The following is a 23,145-nucleotide window of genomic DNA, read 5'->3' as shown; positions in this document are numbered from 1 at the left end:
GTTATATTTATTAAGCGGCTTGTTGGGCAAGAGTTCGATATTGTATCGGACTCTTGCCTTTTAATTTTGCCTTTATACGTTTGTTATTATAGTAATACATATATTTCTCTAATTCTTGTTTAAAGTGATTTATATTTTCAAATTCGTTTAAATAAAGAAATTCAGACTTCATAATCCCAAAAAAGTTCTCTATTACAGCATTATCATAACAGTTTGTAAACGCTAAACTAGACTTAACACTTTTTGTTCAATAAAAATGAACACAATAATACACTGTTTCGATGTACTAGTTTTATTGAACACCTAGGGGGATCACGGAGTGAAAAAGTGGATGAGATATATGGACATATTTAAACTGAAACAAAAAGGATTTAGTATTTCTGCTATTTCAAAGAAGTTAGGTATTAGTAGAAACACTGTTTACAGTTACATAAAGATGACTCCTGAAGAATTTGATAACTGGATTCACACAACTATGACAAGAAGAAAAAGATTGGACACTTACCATGACCAGATATTAGCTTGGCTTAAAGAGCATCAAGATTTGTCTGGGGCACAAGTGCACGATTGGTTAAAGGAGCATCATGAAGAATTTGACATAGGGGAAAGCACTGTTAGGGGATACGTCAAAGAGTTGAGAGAAAAATACTCTATCCCTAAACGTTCATCCTATAGACAGTATCAATCGGTTGAGGACCTTCCTATGGGAAAACAAGCACAAGTTGATTTCGGAGAAACATACGCATTTAAAACAAACGGCTCTAGACAAAAACTTTGGTTTATCGCTTTTGTATTATCGACTTCAAGATATAAATTTGTTAGTTGGTTAGATAGACCTTTTACGACTAGAGATGTCATTCAAGCGCACGAAGCTGCTTTTCATTACTATGGAGGAATGCCTGAGGAGCTTGTATATGATCAAGATCATTTAATAGCAGTTAGTGAAAATGCAGGAGACATCATTCTAACAAAAGAGTTTCAAGCGTACCAACAGCTAAGAAAGTTTGGAATCTACTTATGTAGGAAGAGCGACCCTGAAACGAAGGGGAAAATAGAGAATGTCGTAAAATTTGTGAAGTATAACTTCAGTAAGAACAGAGTACTTACTTCGTTAGAAGTATGGAATGAACAAAGTATCAACTGGTTAGCAAGGACAGGCAATTATAACGTGCATCATACGACAAAAAAGAGACCCTTTGAAGTGCACGCCCTCGAAAAGCAACACTTACAAAAAGTCTCTACGCAATTCTCTTTCGAGAATAACCATACAGGTAGTATAACAAGGAACATTCGTAAGGACAATGTCATTTCTTATGAATCCAACCGGTATAGCGTGCCAACCGGTACATACAGACCGAAAAAAAGTAACGTGGCACATCTAGAAATAACCGAAGAAAATAGGCTGCTTATTAGGCTGAATCCTGGTGGTAAGATTATTGCCAATCACATGCTCGTTTCTGGAAGAGGAAAACTGGTTCAGGATAAATCGCATAAACGAAAACGTTCCACTAAATTAGCAGAATGGGAAGCCGAAATAGTAACGTTGTTTGAAGACCAAGTAAAAGCTCAGCAATTCATTAGCAGTCTGAAAGAGCGTTATCCACGTCATATGGGTGACCAATTAACAATACTTTGGAATCTTCTACAACAAGAGCCATTGAAGGTAAACCCTGCATTAGATAAGGCACTAGAGTTGAGGTTAACAAGTGCCAATGATTTGAGAGATCTTCTGGTTTCTGTGATACAAGAGGAACCTATACAAAGAAATCAAGATGTACAGTCTGAGTCCCCTTACTCTCACATCCACGTGACTACCAGAAAGGTAGAATCGTATATTGAGATTTTAAAAGGAGGACAATCAGCATGACACATCCAATGACTCAATTACAGGACCTTAGCCGGTCTCTTCGTCTAGCAGAAACAGCAAAAGAACTTCCCAGTCTTATTAGGAAGGCGGAGGCACATCAATGGACCTACCATGAGCTTCTGTACGAATTACTCACGTATGAACAAGCTTGTCGAGAAGAAAAGATGATAACAAAGCTGTTAAAGTGGGCAAGGTTCCCATTCCAGAAAACGTTAGACGAATTCAATATTAAAGAACAACGTTCTTTAAGCACAAAACAGTTGAAGCAGCTAAGGGAGCTCCTATGGATGGAGGAGCAATATAACCTTATCCTTTTAGGACCACCAGGGGTAGGTAAAACACATCTTGCGATTGGACTAGGCTTAGAGGCAATTTATAAAGGCCACCAAGTCTCTTTTATTCCAATGGGTGAATTGGTCCATCTTTTGAAAACGAAAGAGTTCTCTAGGAAATCACAGACTTCTTATAAACGTATAGTAGATTCGGACATGGTCATTATTGATGACATGATGTATATGGCAATGGACTCGAAAGAGGCAAATCTTTTCTTTCATTTAATTAATGAGCTATATGATAAAAGCTCCATCATTCTTACCTCCAACAAAGGGCCAGATCAATGGGGAGAGCTATTAGGTGACCAGGGAATTACCACCGCAATATTAGACCGCTTACTTCATCGAGTAGAAGTAATAAACATCGATGAACCAAGTTATAGAATGAAAAATAGAACGATAATCTTTAATTGAGAAGACTCATTTTAATCAAAGCAAAAACAAGTAAAAAAGTAATATGCGAGGAAGTAAAGCTTAATAATCACGCCTGCCCAAAAAGGTAGGCGAAACAGTGCATATTTAGCAAAAAGTGTTCAAAATTATTTAGCAAAAACTGTTCAATTTCACTTGACGGTTACACAGTTTCCCTTACGAGACATACTTTGTGTAATTCCCTGTTCTTTTAAGACATTACAATACTGTCTCATTTGATAATGCCATCCTTGGTCAGAATGAATGATTAGATCCTCATCTCCTGTTAACCGTTCTAATGACTTATCTAACATGTCTGAAACAAGCGAGTATGTTGGTCTGGAACCAATTGTATACGTAATGATTTCGCCATTATATAAATCAAGAATAGGAGATAGATAGAGTTTCTCGAATATCTGTTACCCATTTTTCGTTAGGCTTTTCTGCCTTAAAATTACGTTCTAATATATTAGGTGCAATCTTTCCTACTTTACCTTTAAAAAAACGATATTTTTTTATTCTAACAAGGCTTTTTAAGCCTAATTCCTTCATAATACGCTGCACTTTCTTATGATTAACTTTGTATTCGCGATTCGCAAGTTCATCACGAATACGACGGTAGCCATAACGTCCTTGATGCTCATCATATATCTCTTTTACGACTGATTTTAGTCCAGCATCTTTATCTGGACGTCCAAGTTGTTTCACCCAGTAATAATAGGTACTTCTAGGTATCTCTGCCAATTTAATAAGTGATTTCACCGGAAATTCGTTCCTTAGTTCATAGACTACTTGCGCTTTGTCTTGTTTGGTGATTTTTCCTTGTTTTGAACTAAGGCATTCAACTTTTTTAAGTACGCATTCTCCATACGTAAACGATCTGTTTCTTCTTGTAATTCCTCTACAGATCAAGCATTACCGAGTAGGAATGGAAGTAAGAAAAAAAAGAGGTAAATAAGCAACCCACCGAGTTTATGTATGGGATTCTATACGGATACTTGGTGGGTTTATTTTTATTGGCTTTATTTAAGTGAAAGCAAGATTGATGATATTTTATTAACTGACAATTGGAAAATACCTCTTTGTAACTTTGTGGTAAAATTTAGTTGTATAAAGTCGAATTGAGATGTAAAAAGTATTCAATCTATTAATAAGTTTCCTGAGGTGCATTAATAGCTTTGACATGTATACCTCTCATCATTATATTAGTCAATGCTATAACTGTTAGTAGAGGTATCGGTCACTCTAAGCATACAGGTATACATTTTCAATGATTTCTATTATATAGTTCATTCAAGGAAAATATAGGGAAGAATTCTTCTGGCTCTTTATTATCGGGTACACAAGAACAGTCCCTTTGTTTACCAACGGAGGTGTTCGTAATGTCGTTGTTAAAGGAGTTAGAGTATGTAAAGGGAGATAGACCATTTGTTTATGAATTGCTAGGAAATGAAAAGGCAGTTCATGATAAAGAAATGGCAGTGTTTTTGGAGAAATGTGCTAATAAAAAGGATTTAATCATTTCGTACAAGGCTAATTCAACTGAAAGTCTTCTTAGTCATTGGATTAAGGTTGTATATGAGCATTATCAACAAGAGCTACCGAAGCTTCATGAAACCATAGGCAGGCTGACTTTAAATGCGTATAAGATTTCTAGCTTCATTCTTGCTTCAAAGTTTGTGGCTGGCTATGCCGCAGCAAATAGTGTTGCCCATTCAATCATAAGTGGGGTAACAGCACCTTCAACTTCTGTAAGCCTTGGCCAAATGGCTTATGATAAGGCTAAGAGTAATGTAGAAAAAAGGAATAATCATGAAATCGCAATTAAAGCATTGAATAAGTTCAAGGAAGAGGTGAAGTATCTTAATAGTGCTGAAACTTGTATTATTGCGGCTATTCGTCTCTTGTATGATTTATCACAAACCACTCAAATTATTATGCTTATTGAAAATGTTGAAAGTCTACAATTATCGGATATTCACTTTTTAAAGGCATACTATAGTTTGTTTCAAGATAATAAATCTATTGGAATTTTACAGGATGGTATTGAGAAAAAGCACCTGCTAAAAGGAGCAGTCAAAAGTAAATTGTTATCGATTTTTTGCTGGGATTCTCTTAATCCTATGGAAATTGATTTTAATGAAAAGTACGAAGAAAATACGGAAGAAGTGATCAAGTTCCGATGGTTTTTAAGTCGCTATCATATGCTTGATAATTTAGAAAGTAGCTTAAAACACCAAGTCATTAATAGCAGTGTTTTTATTGGCCGTGATGATACATTAAAAACCCTTGAAAGTGATGTAGACACTGTTAGCAAAAATAAAGCCCCTATCATCAGAAGAGTTGAAGGCAACTCAGGAATGGGAAAATCCACCTTGGCCCGAAGGTTTGCTCTTGGATTGGATAATCGTAATGTAATTGCAATGCAAACCAATTTTTCTAGTGAAAATATTAATATTATTGAATCTTTAACTGAAATCCGAAGTTTCCTTGATCATATCCGCTTAGAATTAGATCCTTCAATAAAAGAAAGAGTAATCAAAGTACTAAAGAACACTCAATTAAAACAGGAAGAAAAAATAAACCAGATAAGACAAATTATAAACTTTTCTACCGACGCTGAAGTGATCATAACAGCAATCATGAAAATGCTCTATGACCAAAGTCTTGGAGTGATTGGAGAAACGATGGCTTTACTTGGCAGTATAAAGGATTCAATGGAATTAAAAAAATATCAAAAAGGACTATTTTACAAAAAAGAAAAAGTGTTCCAAGCATTTGATGAACAAGAACAAAAGACAATGGAAGAGATCATAAATGAGCTATTAGAAAGTTACATAAACGTTTTGCAAAGAGCGAAGCAAAAATCAAAAACAGTCGTATGGATGATTGATGACTTACAATGGATTGACTTGGATTCTTGCATTTTTCTACAATGGCTCATTGAAGCTATTAAGATTAATAATCTTCCAGTCTATTTGTTACTGCTAACGCGAAATGCAGATTTAGAAAGCAGAAAAACAAATGAGAAGGAAAGAGAATTAAAGAAGTTAACAGAATTAACAAAGGATTTATTATATCCTTTACAAGGCTTTAATTCAGATAATATACGGGATTTAATTATAGAAGGTGTTCCTGAAAGCTCAGATCATGCTACATCTGTTGGCAATCTTCTCTGGAAATGGTTTATGAGGGATAACGATCATTTAACAATTGAACCTCTCTTTGTAGTAGAAGCAATTAACCTAATTGCAGATGGAAATCACCCCGGTCTTGAGGTCTTAATTAGAAACCCGATTAGTCAAAAGTGGTTTTGGGCTAGTGAGAATGTACATGAAGTTGCAAGAAGAATCGAGTATTATCTTAAGAACTGGGAAAAGAAAGAAATTGTCACGACCCAATCCATTTTATATAAGAAATTCACTCCTTGTATGATTGCAGTGATCGAAGAAAGGCTATACCGATTAAAAAATCATTTGTTTGAAAATGGTACTGGGGATTTAAGTTATTTAATCGAGTATAGTTCGTTTTTTGAAGAACCAATATTCTTCAATCTTTTATCAAAGCTAAATTACCAAAGTGACATGACAAACCAAATGATTCAAGGAGTGGAGGAACTAGAACACATTTATAGTTTAATAACTAAATACTTGCCTGATAAAAATGCTTTGAATGACTCCCGTTTGTTAAGTCATTTATTCGGTCATTCCATCTATAAAGAATATCTTTATCAAAGGTTTATTAGGGATAAAGATATACATAAACAGCAAGATATCCATCTCAAAATTTATAAGGTTATTGATCACTATATTCAGGAAATAAAAGAAGACGCTCCGGAATCGATTGTATTTATTCTAGCACTAAAAGCAGCTTCTCATGGTGAGAAGAGTGAAAATCCTTCGATTGACTCACGACTAATTCGGTACTATTACGAAATAGCAGAGCACTACACGGAGCAATATAATTTTACGCAAGCAGAGGAATATGCGGAAAAGGCTTATAAGTTAGCTTTTGAGAAAAATGGATCGGACGATTTTCTGACAATCTTAATGCTAAATAACTTAGCAAAAATCCTTTTGCAGAATGGAAAATATCTTATTGCTCTTCAATACTCAAATACTATTATGAAATTCATTGATCAGTATATACATTTACTTTATCAAGAAGCGTTAGATGACTTGCTAACTATACTTGGAAATGTTGCCCAAATCTTATACAAAAATGAACTTTATGAAGATGCCATTGTGATTCAAACACAACTTGTATCAGTATATGAAGCCAATGATAAAGCAGGGAGCGTTTCCTACTTAACAAATATAAATGCTTTAGGAATCATGTATCTAAGTGATAATCGGCTGGATGATGCTATACCAACTCTATTAACTGCAAAAGATCTAGCGGAAACCTTAGGATTCACAAAAAGCACTAGAATAATCGCTTCTAATTTAGTCGCCGCTTATTTTAAAAATGGAAACTACGAGGAAGCGAATAAGCTTAATGCTATGGTAGCTACAGGACCTGATAAAAGTACAGATTTAGAAGAGCTTCAATTGATCAACCATCATTTAGTCTCAAAAAGGAAAAATACTGTTGAACCAAAAGCCTTAATGGAAATAGTAGAGGATTTTAAGATATTAATTAGAAATACAAAAGAACTAGTTGATGAGGATCATCCAATAATCATTAGTATGGAGAATAATTTAGGTGTTGCTACTTTTAAGCTTGCTTGTTTCGTTCCGAATCAAAAAGATAAAGAACAGCTTTTACTTGAAGCGGAGCAGATTCAAAATCAGGTTATCAATCAGCTAGTAGGTAGCGGGCGTGTTGAATTAAAACTACTTTCTGAACTTCGATTAAACTTAGCTGAGACTTATCGTTTTTTGAAAAAAAATAAAGAAGCAAAAATACTCGTAAATACAATTCTGGAATCTGAGGGTTTAACAGATAATATTACATTCCAGTGTTTGAACAAATTAGGTGTCATTTATTTAGATGAAGAAGACTTAGACAACGCCATTTTGTATCAGAAAAGAGCATTAGCTACAAACGCCTTAGCATTAGCTGACCAAGAAAGATTAAGTAGCCTAGAAAATCTAAGTCATGCTTACTATCAAAAGCATCAATTATACAAAGAATACACCGATGATTGGCTAGAAAAAACAATTGAAACACTAGAAGAAATGAGCTATTACTACAAAAATTATTATCCGAGTGATTATATTAATGCCGTCGTAACAGAAATAAACCTAAACGACTATAAAAAAGAATTAACCAATACTAACTCAATAAAGAAAAAACAAATCGGCAGAAACGACCCTTGCTACTGTGGAAGCGGCAAAAAACACAAGAAGTGTTGTGGGAAGTGAAACATGGTGACGGTTCTTGTAGGGAGCAAGCAGAAGTTTTGCACTCAAAAAGTCACAACTAGTGATGAGTACTAGTTGTGACCAGCTTGCTTTTATGCGAAACATTTAAACACAAAATTTTTGATTTTCAAGAAGAATGAAGTCGTGGCCTCCGGCCTTTGGGAATTAAATCTTTTCTTTTTAGTTTTTTGGATCTGTTAATTATTGTAATTCTTTTGAAACTATTGAATTCGGCTATAATCTCCTTTCCTAAATGAAGGAACTTTTGAGTTCTGAGTTCGTGCACACTGCCCGAAAATTTTATTTCACAGGACCACAGGGACAGTGGGGTCTTTACTTTTATACAATAATAGTAGTTAAATATTTCCAAGTAGATACACCACTATATAAAGGATTATGTATTTTGGTGTCGAAATACAAAATAGTCTACTACTTATAAAATAAGGAGGACTATAGTGGCTGAGATTTCCTAACGAATTGAGGAACTTAAGAATGTACTCTTAGATGAAAGCAATTCAATACAAGATATAATAGAAAAGTATATTGTGTTTGGAACACCTTATATCTATATTCAGCAAGAAGATATGTACTACGAATAAAAAAAGCAGATTGCTGAATTTTTTAATGTGAACCAAAGGAATATATTTATGACTGGTTCTGCTAAATTAGGTTTTAGCATAGCCCCATCAAAGTTATGGAGACATATAGATGGTGATCCTAATAAAGACTCAGACATAGATATTGTTGTTATTTCAAATGAAGTATTTGATTACTATTGGAAATCAATTTTGGAATATAATGAAAATACTATCCCTGTAAGTAATAGTGATGGCAATCATGTAAAGTTTCTAGAATACTTTTTCAAAGGATGGCTAAGGCCAGATAAATTCCCGTACAAATATGAAGGTTCCGATGAATGGTTTGAATTTTTTAGAAGTATATCTTATAAAAAAGAGTTTGGGCAAGGAAAGTCACAGCTGCAATTTATAAAGAAGAGTACTTCTTCAACTTATACACCACTAAAAATCTAAATGGCATTAGAACGATACTTAAAGAGGAGGGGATATAAAAATGATTGGTATCTGAAGTAATAAAAAAATAATTGATATTTACAATGAAATAAAAGCAGGAGATCTTAAACTACAACCCGATTTTCAAAGGAAGTTGGTTTGGAATAAACATCATAAAGAAAGCTTTATTGAAACAATACTTCTAGGTCTACCCTTTCCAGAAGTCTATACTGCAGTAGGCGATATAAACCTTGAAACGAGAAAAACAGAAGTATTAGTAGTTGATGGTCAACAAAGATTATCAACCATTTATGAATTTATAAATAGTGCTGATACCATTTCTTATAAAAAGATCAAAAAGTTTGAAGATTTATCTCCTGATGAACAGAAAGCTTTCTTTTACTATGTAGTTGTTGTAAGAGATCTAGGACATCTTCCATTAGCAGAAATCAAGCAAATATTCAGAAGGATAAATTCAGTTGATTATGCCTTGGAAGCTATGGAAATTAACAATGCTTTATATGATGGAGATTATATATCAACTGGAAAAGTTATTATTGAGAGGTATAACTTGTGTCGTACTTTTAAAGATACTGAGGTTTCTCGAATGAAAGACCTAGAGTTCATTTTAGCAGTAATGGTTACAAATGACACCGGTGGATATTTTACAGGGTATCGGGAAATTGAAGAATATGTAAGGACTTACAATGACCATTATCCTGAAAGAAACAAGACATTAAAATCATTTGAAAATGTGTCCAGGTTAATTGATTCTATTGAAATTCCAGACGATTCAATAGTAGAGTTACTCAAAATAAACAATTTAATATCAATAGAAAGGGATAAGGATAAAATAATTGAAGTTCTAATGAAGCTTAATGATAATGTAATGGATAACAGAGAGTTAAACAAAGTAGATAGGAATAAATATGCTCAGTTTTATAAAGCAATGTACCAAGGGGCTAGCAGTAAAAAGAATAGGACTATCCGTGGAGAAATTCTAGAAGAAATGTTAAAAAAAGCATTATAACATTTTCGTATAGTTAACTTAGTTTAGTGTCCTAAAAATAGAAAGTTCTAATAAGGATTTTACAAAATAATAGTAATTCGAAAATTATTAGCTCATTGCCTAAAACAGGTGATGGGCTTATTTTTTTTGTTCATTTTAAAATACATCTACACCGCATAGTAATCAAAACTGCATTTTGATGATGACGAAAAGATAAAAAACGGTAATTCAACGCAAGATTTAGTGTTTTGGATTTGTCGAGAATCTAGATTTTGATTTTTTATCTTTTTCGCATCAAGGGGGGACTTTGTGTACCAGCGATATTATGTCACCGATACGTTAGCCGGGAAAATGACTGAAAACAGAGGTGAACTTCCTCAGTACACAATAAGGGATCACCATCCGGCAATCGTGAGTCGGGAAGACTGGGAAGCGGCTCAACAAATTATGAACAATCGGAGTGAGAATAGAAAAGGAAGTAAAAAAAGGCCACACGACCGCCAAGAGTTCTTTAACATATTTCATTGCTCTGAATGTGGAGCACCAGTCATTCATGTAAGAAGTTCAAAAGGTGGGATTCATTACTGGCGATGTAGAACTGCCGAGAAAAAGTACGTTGAAGAAACGTGTGAAGTCCGTGGATTTAGAGAAATATCAATGGAACACACTTTCATGGTACTCTTACAGGAAATAAAAAAGGATGAAGGGTTTAAGGATGATATTAGGCAAGCGCTCAAAGACCATGCCCCTGATGACAACGAACGCAATAGGATAGAACAAGTTAAGGGAGAGATGCAGCAATTATATTATCAGCTCTACGATACGGTAGAGGAAGGTGAAACGCATGGTGGCGATCCAAACCAGATAAAGGCTATAACGGACCAGATTGTGGAGTTGCAAAATCAGATTTATGAATTTGAGGACAGAGAACAAAAGGGGCATGAAGCGGAAAAAGACCTAGCGTGGTTTCTTGAAGAGTTAGGAGGCATTCAGGATTTTAAGCCAGACAAAGAGCGGATAGAGTTCCGGCCTGATATTTTCAGTCGAATTGTTGAAAAAGGAGTCATTCATTCAGACGGAAGGATTGTCTACGATTTGAAGTTTGGCATGCAGCTGACCGCTACTGGAAATGAAAGGATGGCGTGGCGATTGAGGAAGAAAGGCAAGCCTCGTAAGAAGAAAAAGTGAATTGGTGAAAATAAAGCGACCCACCTAGTTAGCGTATGGAGTATTTCGTATTGCTGCTAGGTGGGTTATTTTATTTGTCTATCAATATGAAAGAGAATCCGATATAAATACAAAAAATGCTATAATTAGTAATAATATTACAAATTAATCTTGGATGGTGTATGAGTTGAAAAAGCTAATTTTAGACGTACTAAAATCAAAGAAAAATAAAAGATTTAATACAGTTGAATTGGAAAAAGAAATAAAGCAATTACTAGGTGAAGATAGAGGGGTTTTCTTTTATCGGAATTTTGGTCAATCTATTCTAGAGTTGGAGTCCGAAGGGATAATAAAGAAAATAAAGAGTTCAAAAAAGTATAATGCTAATACAAGCTTGTTTAATAAATATCAGATTATTGAGAGAAAAGAAGAAATAGATAATGAGTTAATCACTACTTTGTTTACAGAGTTTCATCCGAGTATTAACACTACAATTTATTTCAAGAATAATAATAAGTTAGAAGAGGATATTCCCCTCATAAAACAGATCAGTTCTTTTCTTAATAACAAAAATGAAAGAACTGAATGGATTAGTTTAAACGAGCGCTCTTATGAATTATTTGGCGATGAAAAGTTTTTAGCCTCAAACGATGGGCAAAAACTATTGAAAGACATTGCTATTACCACTGAAGACCTCTGCTCATTTCAAACTTATGAACCTTTTTTTTATTATCGAAAACCAAATAAACAGGTAGAAAACATCTTAATTATTGAAAATAAGGATACTTTTTTTAGTTTGAAGCGATTAATGCTAGAAGGTATTACGGCTTGGGACGGCAAGAATATTTCTCTTTTAATCTATGGAGAGGGTGGGAAAATCACCAAAAGTATTGAATTTATGGAAGAACTTGATATCAATCGCAATATTCCAATCTATTATTACGGTGACCTAGATCCAGAGGGAATCAGTATCTATTATCGTACTAAAAAAAGAGTAACAAGGGATTTAAAACCATTTACTTTCTTTTATGAAGCGTTGTGGGAAAGAAGGAACCAGATTCGCAAATGGGAAAACCACCGTTGTAGTGAAGATGCTTATACTACTTTTTTCAGTTATTTTTCATCAAATTGGTCAGAAAGTGTAAGAACATTCCTAGAAGACAAAGGGTGTGTTCCACAAGAAGGAGTTAATTTGAAGGAGTTAAGGAGGTTAGCAGATGGAGCTTTCTAAGCTATTTGAGGGATTCTCAGAACGTTATAAAAATATAATTCTATTTCAACCAATCTTCCAACTGTCACAAAGTAAAGATCCAAAATACAATCACCTTAACCTTATGGAAATAGGAATTGCGGTTCTACTAATGATGTTAGAAAAAATGTTAACAGGTAAAAGTAAAATATCTCCCGACTATATAAATCATTTTTTACAACAGCTACTAAAAGAACGATATGGTGTTCAAATGAATTCCTCTGAAGTTAACGAGTTTAGAAGCTACATTATTGATGACAAATTGAGAAATGGTGGTAGAAAATTTATCAATCACTATACAGACCTTGCGACAGGAGAAGAAAAGGTTTACTCATTTGATTTAATTACATATGATGACTTTTCGTATAAAGACCTGCGAGAAAAGAATATGTACCTTAAGTTGACTCAAGAAGGAATAGAATTATTGTTTAAAACAAAAGAGATGTTTGCTGAAATGCAGATTAGTATTACAATGCTTTATTTTAAACAACAGTTAGACAAAGGGATGTTCACGCAAGCATTAACAGCTGTTGAAGAGTTAAAGCTTCAAATCCAAACACAAATAAATACAATTATTAAATATGAAAATGATATTCGTTCTAATGCCTTAACGATGTTTAAAAGGAATGAATTAGAAAAGAAGTATAGGGATTCATATGAGCAAACAAAACAAGAGAAGAGTCAGTTAAGTGATTTACGATTAAATGTAGATGGTGTGAAAGCTAATTATATTGCTGGACAACTCAGTCGTAAGGAAAGAAAAGCATATGATCAAGTGTTGAAAATAGAAAAAGAATTAACATCATGTATCGCAAAACATGAAATCTTGTTTACAAGAAAATTTGAATTACTAAAAACCTTGACTAGTTCATTACAACTGTTAATCGAAAATGCATTTTCAAAACAATTACATTTTGAACAAGAAATCCTCGAATCCTGGGTGGCAAAAAAAATCAACCAATCTAAAGCGAGAGATATATTAAAACCAGTTATGCCAATCAGAGTAAAAAAGTTTTACAATCCTTTTTCAGCGTATGATCCACAATATGTAAAAAAGAGACGTCATGAAGAGGACCAAGTTGAAGATACACTTGATAACTTAACCCTGGCTATCCATCGAGAGATGTTAGAGCAAGAAAAAGAAGCGGTTTACAAAAAGGAAATGGAAGCTTTAGAGATTATCTTGTTGCCGTTAAAAGAAAAAAAACGCTATTTTTTATCAGACATAATAAATGAACTAAAGACAAATCAGCCTGAACAATATAAACGCCTGGAAGAAGAATTGCTACAGCATTTTCTTAATATAAGCGTAAAGGTTCATAGAAGTCCTTATAAGGCATTCGGTCCGATTCCACCTGAAGAACTTCCCTTTGAACCAGATGAAAATCGAATGATGGCTTCACTTGGGCGTCAACACCAAGAGTTAGAAGAATTAGAGGGGTTTAATGTGATATCTACAGAACGACAACTAATATTTGATAAAGGTGTTGTGGTAACGGACTACGTCGTAGAAAGGAAGGTTAACTAGGATGAACTATGAAGAAGGAGTATTCAGAGAAGCGTTTGTTTTATATCAGGCATTGATTAAATATAAAGAGATCGATAAGAAAAAGCATAATGAGTTATATCGGACGTATTTTTCACCAAAGGTAAGAGAAGTAATTCAAAATGTTATACAACCGGATGCTAAAGTAAGGATTTTTCAACTAGATGAGACTATATATATGGTTCCTGAAATTGATAATGAAGTGTTAACTTACACTAACGAAGAGCTTCGAAATGTAATGAAACTTAGTACGAATAAAGAATTGTATATGGCTCAATTTATATGGATAAATGTTTTAAGTGAGTTTTATGGCGATCAATTTCAATATACAAACGAGTCTAGAACTTATGTAAAAGTAGAAGAAATTCTAAGAAACGTTGAAGAGTATATAAAGCAGTTTAAAGAGATCGATGAAGAAGAACTAGCAGATTTATCCGCATTATACGATATGGATTTAGAAGGAATGATTGAGGTTTGGGATGGCCTCAGGTCAATGACTGAGGATTTGACCGATGTTCGTCGTGCAACAAAGCGTGATTATGGTTTTTTATTAAAAGTACTAAGCTTTTGGGAGAATGAAAGACTATTAATTATTCATAACAATGAAGAGATTGTGTTGACTGAAAAAATGAAGAATATTTCAGCTCATTATTACCATCACGAAGAACGGATCAATCGTATAAAAGAGCTATTAAATAAAGTCGAAGATTTAGTATCAAAAAAGGAAGGAGGAGAATGAAATGCCAAGAGTTAATCGATTCCGTGTATCTAATATTAAATTAGATAAAGGGATGAAAATCATCGGGGATAAAATATGGGAGCCCAATGGACTGAGTACTCTTTTCTTATTAGAAAACGGAGGCGGAAAGACGAGTGTTATTCAGCTCCTTCACCAAGTGATTCTCCCTAACCACGACATTCAAGGAAGAAAATTGAAAAGTATAGTAGGCAAAGGCAATACCATTAATGTTGCAGTGGAATGGATACCTGATAACGATAGCCAACCAATGTTTATTACTGGATTTAGCTTTCATAATTATGGTGTAAAACAAGGAAAGTCGAATACAACATATGATTATTTTAATTACATTGTTGAGCGTGATACAACGGAAACATTGTCACTGGAAACACTCCCGTTTGTTAGTGATGGTAAAATCACCCCATACTCAACCCTACATTCGTTCTTAAAGCAAGATGTTAATACTCAAGTATTTTCAAGCAATCATACATATCAAGATGTACTCGAGCAATACGGCATTTTAGCATCCGAGTGGCGAAATATTTCAAAAGTTAATGGGGCTGAGGCTGGTGTAACAGCATTTTTTGATAAAGCGGATAAAACACAAACCCTAATAGAGCGATTATTAATTCCAGCATTTTTGGATAACTTATTTTCAAGTGAAGAGGAAAAGAACGCTATTATCAATGCGTTTAAAGTTTATAAAGACCGGCTACTTGAATTGCCTTTGTTAGAAAAACATCTCAATGATTTTGAAGTTGTGATGAATAATGCAGATGAAATTATTGATGAAACCGAAAGTTTTATAAAAATAAAAAAAGAGCTTGAATCTACACAGATGTATTTAAGTCAGTTGTTTCAGACCGTACAAAGTGAAGAGAAGCAAAATCAAGAATTGATTCTTAAATTAAATAAAGAGCTTACAGATATAGAGGTTCTCAAAAAGAATTTAAGCTGGAAGATCGACTCGTATAAAGTGCATCTTGCCAAACTTGAACTGAATGAGGCAACTAGTTGTTATAATGAAGTTGATTCTGAAAGGGAAGACTCAAAAAAAATAATTGGAACACTACAACGTAATGTAAATGACCAAAATGCGGCCAAACATTATGAAGAATATAAAGAATACGATAGAAAAGTTTTAGAACTAGATGGGAAGCTTCATGCAGCCAGTTTAGAGGTTGGAGAAAAGTTGCAAGAATTAAATGAAACACGGGAACGAGTATCTGGTGGTTATCATTTCATTATGGAGCAAAATAGAGAACTGGAACGTGCAGTCACTAAAAATCTGCAACAACTAAAACAAAATATTAAAGATGAAAAGCAAGCATTGAAGGAAACTCAAAGCGTGATTACAGAAACTAAAGTAAAAAAAGGTAAATTACATGAGTTTATTGAGCAATATGATCAAGAGAGCAGCAATGTTAATCAAGTATTGGGAGAATTAAAGAAAGACACTATAGAAGAGTCAAAAAAAGTTGTTGAGGAGAAAATAACAAAACAGAAAGCAACACTACAAGAGAAAAATTTACTCGTAGAAGAACTTGAAAACCAACATTCATTACTGAAGCTTGAAATTCAAAATATAAATCATGAGATGACTGAAACGAAAAGGATAAGGGATGATAATGAGAGGGCATTTGAGAATTTCACTAATGAAGAGCATCAATTGAAGAATGACCTTAACAGATTCTTGTCCATCTATGCTAGAGAAAATCTATTTGAACAACAAGATATAATACTTAATAAGTTGCATCGAAACAAAGAAGAATTAAATAAAGAAGTTACTAGGTTATCTGTAAAAATCGAGCAGGTTGACCAAATTAAAAAAAGTATTGACCAGACAGGATTTCACATACATCCGGAGATTGAATCAATTAAACAGTTTTTAGCATCAAAAGAGCTCTTTGTATTATCTGGAATTGAATGGCTAGTACATTCTACGACTTCTCAAGAAAAGAAACAAGAGCTTGTTAAGAAAAACCCATTACTACTCTTCTCTCTATTAATTGAAGAGAACAAAATTAAAGAAGCGAAACGATTACTTTCATCGTTTAAAGAAGAATTGAACGTTCCCCTATTCTTCTTAACCAAACAGGGTTTAGAGGAAGGAATGAATATAGGCAATTTTATATTATTACAACAAAATGTATATGTATTCCATCAATTCAATGTACGTTTCTCAAAAGAGGATTGGGAAAATTGGGCAGTTCAATTAGAAGAAGAGAGTGCAGCTTATCAAGAACAAAGGAAAGAATTGAAGATAAAAGAACAAGACTTAACAGCGTTTGAAAGTAAACTTAAACAATTCTGGTCCTCATACTCCACCGATACAAGACAAACATATGTTTTAGAAATTGCTGCTCTTGACCAAGAGCTAGAAAATCTTCAAGAAGAAATAAAGAAGTTAACAGATAATATGGAATGTAAGAGAAAGAAAAAAGAGAAAGTAAAAAAAGAGTGTACAGCTATACAAGACAATATAACTGATACTGAAAAAATCCTATATCGAGTTCAAGATTTCATTAATCGCTACAGAAATATTCATGTGAAGAAAAATGAATATCTATCCCTTGGTAAAGAATTAGAACAGCTAGAAGATATTGAGGCTAAACATCAAAATGCTATTGAACAATATGAAGGTGAGGAAGAGCAAGAAAATAATGTTTATAGGAGTATTGAATCGAAAATTCAAGATCTTAAACGTGATTTTATAGAATATGAACTTGAACGCAATGTAGAATCAATTGAGACTAATTTAGATGAGTACGAAAAAGAGAAATATTTGTTGAAAGAACTTAATGGTAACTATTCTGCTGAAAAGCAGCAACTAGACTTATTCCGTAATACTAAAACCGAGTATGAACGGTTAAAGCAAAACTCCGAAGAATCAATTAAAAAGTTGACATATACCATTTATTTCTTTAAAAAAGGGAACTTAAGCTTTCAACCTGCACTTTTAGAACAATTTGAAGTAGAACTTAGTGAGGAAGAAGAACGGTTTACAGATATTCAATCAAGATATGATAAGTTACGTGATTCATTTATTAAAAAACAAGAACGCTACAAGGCAGAAGAAGAAAAGATCGATGAAGTATACGGAGAAGAACCATACGGATTCTCTCATGACCATCAAAATGATTATGATTTGTTTATTCAAGAAAAAAATAATGTCTTAAAGAGAGAAGCCGATAAACAAGAGGAAGAAAAGACTGCTCAACAGCTTTCCTTTAAATATAATAACACTTTAACGGAACTAGAAAATTATAGAGAGTTTTTTGTCACTGTATCTGAAGAAAATAAGCTGTTGGCAGAAGGGGAGTGGATAAAAGATAATCCCATGAAAGATGTTCATCGAGTGAGAAAAACTTTCGATGAAAAAAGAGAAGACCTCCGAACTCAAGATATGATAATAAGAGAAAAAATCCAAGCAATGCATCTAGAAATTGAACAAACAGGAAATCCTCATTTATTAGCAATGAGTAGGGATTTCACAAATGTGCTAGAGTCGTCAAAAGGGAATTATGAGGTTATGATTGAAAACTTTTATTCTGTGTTAAAAGCAATGGATAAATTTAAGGAGAGCCTTGAATTCCAACGTGCGCAATCAGAAGAAGGTCGAAATGAACTGATAGAGATGATGTTTGAACGAGGTGAGTTGCTATATAAAAATACTTGCGAATTACCAAAGTATTCACACATTGAAGAACAGGGTTTAAATATATCACTCTTTACCATTCGTTGGCCGAAGTATGACGTGCTAGATTGCAAACATAAATTGCGTATGTTTGTAGATGAAGTGTTAACAGAATTGACTGAACGTCAAGAAAAAGGTGACTCTCAAGAATTGCTAGACCAACTCTTCCAAGACAAAGTAAATGAGATCAATATCTTAAACTGTTATGCAGATATTGATCGCTGCGTCTTAAAAGCGTTGAAACCAAGAAATGCCCAACTTGCTGAGATGAAAGAGTACTTCACCTGGGATGAGGTTGCTGGTTGGAGTAATGGAGAAAAACATGCTTCACGAATGGCGATGTTCATAACCCTAAATACCTTTATTCGAAAGAAGCGATTTTCCCAAGAGAACTCCTGGAAATTTCTAATTGCCGATAATCCATTTGGTGAAGCAAGTGCTGATCACGTTGTGAAGCCTATGGTGATATTAGCGAGGAAAACTAATACTCAGTTATTCTGTTTAACTGGAATTGAAGACAAACGAATCCAGATGGAGTTTGATACTGTAATTAGTAATCAATATGTAGAACAGCGGGGAAGATTATTTTTACATTCTGAAACCGAAACGAAAGAGTCCTTAGAGATGGAGAGTTTATTTTATTCAAAACAACAGGGGCTTAAGCTTTAGGGCTATTGGATGCTAGTATTTATTGTAAGTAACAGAACCCACCTCATCTTTGGTAAAGCAGACTATGGTGGGTTTTTCTTTGTTTATAAGGAGGCAAGGCTACAGCATGGAGTAATTGCTAATTAATATATTGATTAAAATAAAAGAGTGTGAACCTGCATGTGTAGAATAAAATGGAGCATTTTCGAATAATGTCTGGAGTTAATAATATTTCCAAAGGTCCTAATATGGTAAAATTATCTAATAAACTTGTCCTTTTGGGGAGGCAATCAATATGTACAATATATCCAATGATAAGGCAATAAAAATAGGGACCATTACTTTTTCAGAGCTTAATTACAAAGAAAGTGATATAGAAGAATTACTTAGAAAAAATATTGATATGATATGTGATGAAGAAGAATCTATGCTGATTGTTGGGAAGCAGGTTAGAAACGCCCAGCATGGAATTAGCGATCTGACGGCTGTTGATAATAAGGGGAATATTGTTTTAGTTGAGATTAAAAGAGATCGTAGAGATATCGAGGGGCGAAGAGAGGCCTTTGAATTTCAGGCCATACGATATGCAGCCAGTTATGCAACGATTGAGGATCCAGAGGATTTGGTTAATAAAATTTATGCACCATACATTGAAAAATATCGTAAAGAATTTGAAGATAGCTCCTTAACTAGTGCAGAGCTTGGGACTAGAAAACTAACTGAATTTTTGCGGGTAAATGGTGCGGAGAACAACTTTAATAAGAATCAAAAAATCATACTGGTAGCTTCAGACTATGATGAACAAACTTTATCAGCTGTAGCTTGGCTGAATAGTAATAATGTTGATATCAGTTGTTTTAAAATGATACCATACAAAATCAACGAAGAAGTGTACATAAACATTGAGAAAGTATTACCTTTAAGTACATATAAGGATTACTACGTTAATTTCCTAGAGAGTCCTTTAAAAAGCAGCACACAGAAAAAAGGAATTACAAGACGTGCCCTTCCAAAAATTGATGAGATGTTAGAATGGGGAGTTGTTAAAGCTGGTGATGTAATAGTTGCTAAAGGACGGGATGACGAAGGCACACTGTTGGCTAATGGAAATGTAGAAGTGAATGGCGAAGAGATTTCTATGCAGAGATGGTTAAAGGATCTCTTTGGCTGGTCTAGTATTCAAACTTATGTGTTTGCTGTTCATAAAGAGACGGGAAGGACACTTTCACAAATACGCGAGGAATACATGGAGAAGGAGCAATAAGAAGGCTTATAGTAATCGCGAATTAAAGTGAAAGTATCAACATAGAAGATTTTATAATTTAGGGGTGGGTAAAAATGACTATGATTGCAGCTGTACGGTATGGCAATGAAGGTTGTATAATAAGTGACTTTCGGTTAACGAATATGGATACAGGTGACCAATTCGATGTAGCTCAGAAATTTGCTTTTATTGATAATAGAATTGCATTATTTATGGCAGGTACGGTTTTTTATTTAACCGATATCACAAACAAGATGAACTCCATTACCAATATAATTACATTCGAAAATTTTGATAATGAGAAAGGGCCGTTTGTTGGAGAGTTAGTATCGGTTTTTAATTCAAAACAAGGAGGATCATCCTCAATTATTGGTGTAATGTTAGATGAAAATAAAAAGATGTTCAAAATGCTCAGATTTGATGCTACTTATGTGAATGGTGAGTGGCAATATAGTTTAGTGGCAGATCGTGATTTTAATTGGCAAGTAATCGGTTCAGGAGCGGTAGTAGCCGACTCTTCATTTTACCCAGGTAGAAACGTTTTTTCTTTACAGGATATTTTTAGAACGGTCCTAGATAAAGGGTATGACCTGTATAGTGCTGGAAGTGCAATTGAGAACGAAGTAGAGATACGATTAAAGATGTTAGGTACGGATGTATACAGAAAACTTGGGATCAGTCCAGTAATGAATTTAACCTTAATTTCTGAGTCAGCCTTAAAAGTAATAGGACGAACTATTGAGGGAGGATCAGTTGGAAATGGTGTTCAAGAACAATGGTCTTATTCATACGAAAGACAGCCTAGCGGAGATGTAATACTTAAGGACGAAAAATCAGGACAGGTGGTGAAAGTTCATCAGACTTTGAGAGGTAAATTCCCTATGGAAACACTCCAAACGCCAACTAGGTTTGATCCAGAGCTATTAGAGGGCTCATCTCATAGTTATCCAAAATATACTTTATCTCAATGGGATGTAACTCATTCAGGAGAAAACACGATACTGATACGATACATCCACGAAACGGTTTATAAGAAGTGGGGCGGCTATAACTTTCCTATTCGTTCGATAGTGCATGCAGAAGAAAAGGTATTTGAGCAGGCATTATCTCTTCAACCTAATATTAATAATTATAAAATAACAGAAAATTTCACAGGTGATTTTGAAAGCGTTAGATTATTTGATAATGACTGGCTCGAAAATAATTTAGAAGAGGGTCATCCATTTACAGTGAATTGTATTTAATAATTTTATAGTTACTTAGAATTAAACAACGTAAACTTGGTTTATTATGTGCAAAAAGGGAGCAGAGGTAATGACTGTGAAAAAAATTCAATCAATTACAAATAATGAGGAATTTATAAATAAAACTAAGTCAGCAGTTATAAATCGTGATAGTAGGGAAAAGTGGTTAAATTCAGTTGAGAGTGGAAAAATTGGAGAAGCAAAAACGAAGTACCTACTCTTGCAAAAAGGCTTATGGGTTTTAGAAAGAGAAGTAGATGCAAATGGTGCTGATTTAATTGTACAAAAAGCAAGTCTTTTAAATGATTTAATTGATATTGTTGGTGCACCTGTAGCGTTCGTTCAGATAAAGAATGTCGGTTCGGAAACCTCAGTATCAATTGATGCCCGCTATATTTATTATGTTGACGGTGAGGAAGTCAAAACCAAGGATGAATTTTTTGTTTTTATATATCGTAATGATGACCCTAATTTCTTTGTATTTCTAACTGCAAAAGATATTGATGAATGCGTTAAACAAAATAAGTGTTCTAAGTTTTATAATACTTCAACAAAAGTTACATATGTTAAATTTACATCCTACCAATTAGGAAAAATAAATGCAACAAAAAAGTACACTATTGAGGTTGCTGTACATGTTGTAGATAAGGCGCTATCTGAAGCCGAGTATAATAAAGTGATTGGATTAAGACACTTTTTGGGATTAAAGCCAAATGAACAAGAAACTAAAAAATTTGTTGAATAAAAGGTTTTATAATAATTATGATGATAATCTAATAGATTCGTATTTGAAAGCAAGGTTATTTTTATATAGACAACTTGAAATATACTCGGTTTGGCCATTTGTAATAAAGGACATGTTAACACAATTAGATGACCCACAAGAATTAGTTGATCGTATACCTAGTCTAAGTTCCAGTGTAGAGGCTTATAAAAAACAAATCATAAACAAATGGTCTAAATTACATGCGGATTTACCCAATAACTTTAAAGAACATAAGGAGATTTTGGAGAATTTGGAAAATGCGATTAGTGACACAATTGCTCTTCATCAGGATCAGACAAATGAGGATGAAGTTGGTTATGATGATGAGTAAAGTTTAAATCTAGCAAATATTTAGTTCTTTAACGTAATAATACACTTACTAGGATACAAAATAGTAATAGAACTCGTTTCATAGCTCATCACTCCAAATACGTGATGGGCTTTTCTTATTTATCTATCTACCACGCATAGTGTTCAAAGTTGCAAAAACATCATTATATAAAGATAAAAAAGATGAAGTAGATACAATATATAGTGTTCTTATGATAGGTATAATTCTATACATAGTTTTTTATCTAATCAGTATCATGGGATACTGTTCCTTGACGAGTTGGGCGAGTTTTCCAAAAAAACGTTGGATATGCTCCGGCAACCTTTAGAAAATGAAAAAGTAACCATCAGCAGAGTCCATTCCACCGTAACCTATCCCGCAAAGTTTATCTTCCTTGCAGCCATGAACCCATGTCCCTGTGGCTATTTAGGCTCTGATCGTCATTACTGCACCTGTTCTGAAAAACAAATTAAAAATTATAAAACTCGAATATCTGGCC

At 33.9% G+C, this 23,145-nt stretch carries 14 protein-coding genes and 3 pseudogenes; 15 read left to right on the top strand and 2 right to left on the bottom strand.

What is annotated here, in order from left to right:
- Positions 1-10: 10 nt before the first annotated feature.
- Positions 11-214: pseudogene (locus M313_RS25520) on the bottom strand (IS3 family transposase); the annotation flags it as partial.
- Positions 215-319: 105 nt separating this feature from the next.
- Here M313_RS25520 and istA point away from each other — a divergent pair.
- Together istA and istB are read left to right on the top strand one after the other, a co-directional pair.
- A complete protein-coding gene (gene istA / locus M313_RS0121760; protein WP_010200231.1) occupies positions 320-1,867 on the top strand; it encodes an IS21 family transposase in 1,548 nt (515 codons plus the stop codon).
- Entirely contained in the window at positions 1,864-2,613 is a 750-nt protein-coding gene (istB, locus tag M313_RS0121755) for an IS21-like element helper ATPase IstB (protein WP_010200229.1), read from the top strand. The genes istA and istB overlap by 4 nt, the downstream gene beginning before the upstream one ends.
- A 164-nt stretch (positions 2,614-2,777) precedes the next feature.
- Here istB and M313_RS24355 read toward each other — a convergent pair.
- A pseudogene (locus tag M313_RS24355) lies at positions 2,778-3,518 on the bottom strand (IS3 family transposase); the annotation flags it as partial.
- Positions 3,519-3,992: 474 nt separating this feature from the next.
- On the opposite strand from M313_RS24355, the gene M313_RS0121745 reads away from it, so the two are divergent.
- The 13 genes and pseudogenes from M313_RS0121745 to M313_RS27110 all read left to right on the top strand — a co-directional run.
- Entirely contained in the window at positions 3,993-7,976 is a 3,984-nt protein-coding gene (locus M313_RS0121745; RefSeq protein ID WP_010200226.1) for an AAA family ATPase, read from the top strand.
- Positions 7,977-8,623: 647 nt separating this feature from the next.
- Complete coding sequence (locus tag M313_RS0121740; RefSeq protein ID WP_010200224.1) at positions 8,624-9,007, top strand: hypothetical protein; 384 nt, start codon at positions 8,624-8,626, stop codon at positions 9,005-9,007.
- A 67-nt stretch (positions 9,008-9,074) separates the two neighbouring features.
- Entirely contained in the window at positions 9,075-10,016 is a 942-nt protein-coding gene (locus tag M313_RS24350; RefSeq protein WP_157182545.1) for a DUF262 domain-containing protein, read from the top strand.
- Between the two features lie 288 nt (positions 10,017-10,304).
- Positions 10,305-11,183: a recombinase zinc beta ribbon domain-containing protein gene (locus tag M313_RS0121730; protein WP_010200220.1), complete on the top strand. Its 879-nt coding sequence runs from the start codon at positions 10,305-10,307 to the stop codon at positions 11,181-11,183.
- A 166-nt stretch (positions 11,184-11,349) separates the two neighbouring features.
- Positions 11,350-12,393, top strand: coding sequence for a Wadjet anti-phage system protein JetD domain-containing protein (locus M313_RS24810; RefSeq protein WP_010200219.1), 1,044 nt, complete (start codon positions 11,350-11,352; stop codon positions 12,391-12,393).
- Positions 12,380-13,939 carry a hypothetical protein gene (locus tag M313_RS0121720; protein WP_010200217.1) on the top strand — a complete coding sequence of 520 codons (1,560 nt, stop codon included), beginning with the start codon at positions 12,380-12,382 and terminating at the stop codon, positions 13,937-13,939. Before M313_RS24810 ends, M313_RS0121720 begins: the two co-directional genes overlap by 14 nt.
- 1 nt (position 13,940) lies before the next feature.
- Positions 13,941-14,696, top strand: coding sequence for a DUF6063 family protein (locus M313_RS0121715; RefSeq protein WP_010200216.1), 756 nt, complete (start codon positions 13,941-13,943; stop codon positions 14,694-14,696).
- A gap of 1 nt (position 14,697) precedes the next feature.
- Positions 14,698-19,062 (top strand): coiled-coil domain-containing protein, encoded by a 4,365-nt coding sequence (locus tag M313_RS0121710; protein WP_010200215.1) that lies wholly within the window; start codon positions 14,698-14,700, stop codon positions 19,060-19,062.
- Positions 19,063-19,336: 274 nt separating this feature from the next.
- Positions 19,337-20,305, top strand: a complete 969-nt coding sequence (locus M313_RS0121705) for a hypothetical protein (protein WP_010200212.1) — start codon at positions 19,337-19,339, stop codon at positions 20,303-20,305.
- A gap of 74 nt (positions 20,306-20,379) precedes the next feature.
- A complete protein-coding gene (locus M313_RS0121700) occupies positions 20,380-21,549 on the top strand; it encodes a hypothetical protein (RefSeq protein WP_010200208.1) in 1,170 nt (389 codons plus the stop codon).
- A 70-nt stretch (positions 21,550-21,619) separates the two neighbouring features.
- Positions 21,620-22,294 carry a hypothetical protein gene (locus tag M313_RS0121695; protein ID WP_010200205.1) on the top strand — a complete coding sequence of 225 codons (675 nt, stop codon included), beginning with the start codon at positions 21,620-21,622 and terminating at the stop codon, positions 22,292-22,294.
- The gene (locus M313_RS0121690) at positions 22,263-22,646 is read left to right on the top strand and encodes a hypothetical protein (protein WP_010200203.1); all 384 of its coding nucleotides are present in this window, start codon (positions 22,263-22,265) and stop codon (positions 22,644-22,646) included. Before M313_RS0121695 ends, M313_RS0121690 begins: the two co-directional genes overlap by 32 nt.
- Before the next feature lie 279 nt (positions 22,647-22,925).
- A pseudogene (locus M313_RS27110) lies at positions 22,926-23,132 on the top strand (ATP-binding protein); the annotation flags it as partial.
- Positions 23,133-23,145 lie beyond the last annotated feature (13 nt).

The organism is Bacillus sp. m3-13 (assembly GCF_000175075.1).
GTDB lineage: Bacteria > Bacillota > Bacilli > Bacillales > Bacillaceae_I > Sutcliffiella_A > Sutcliffiella_A horikoshii_C.
Note: the sequence above shows the minus strand (reverse complement) of the source record. Positions and strands in the feature narration are given on the sequence as shown.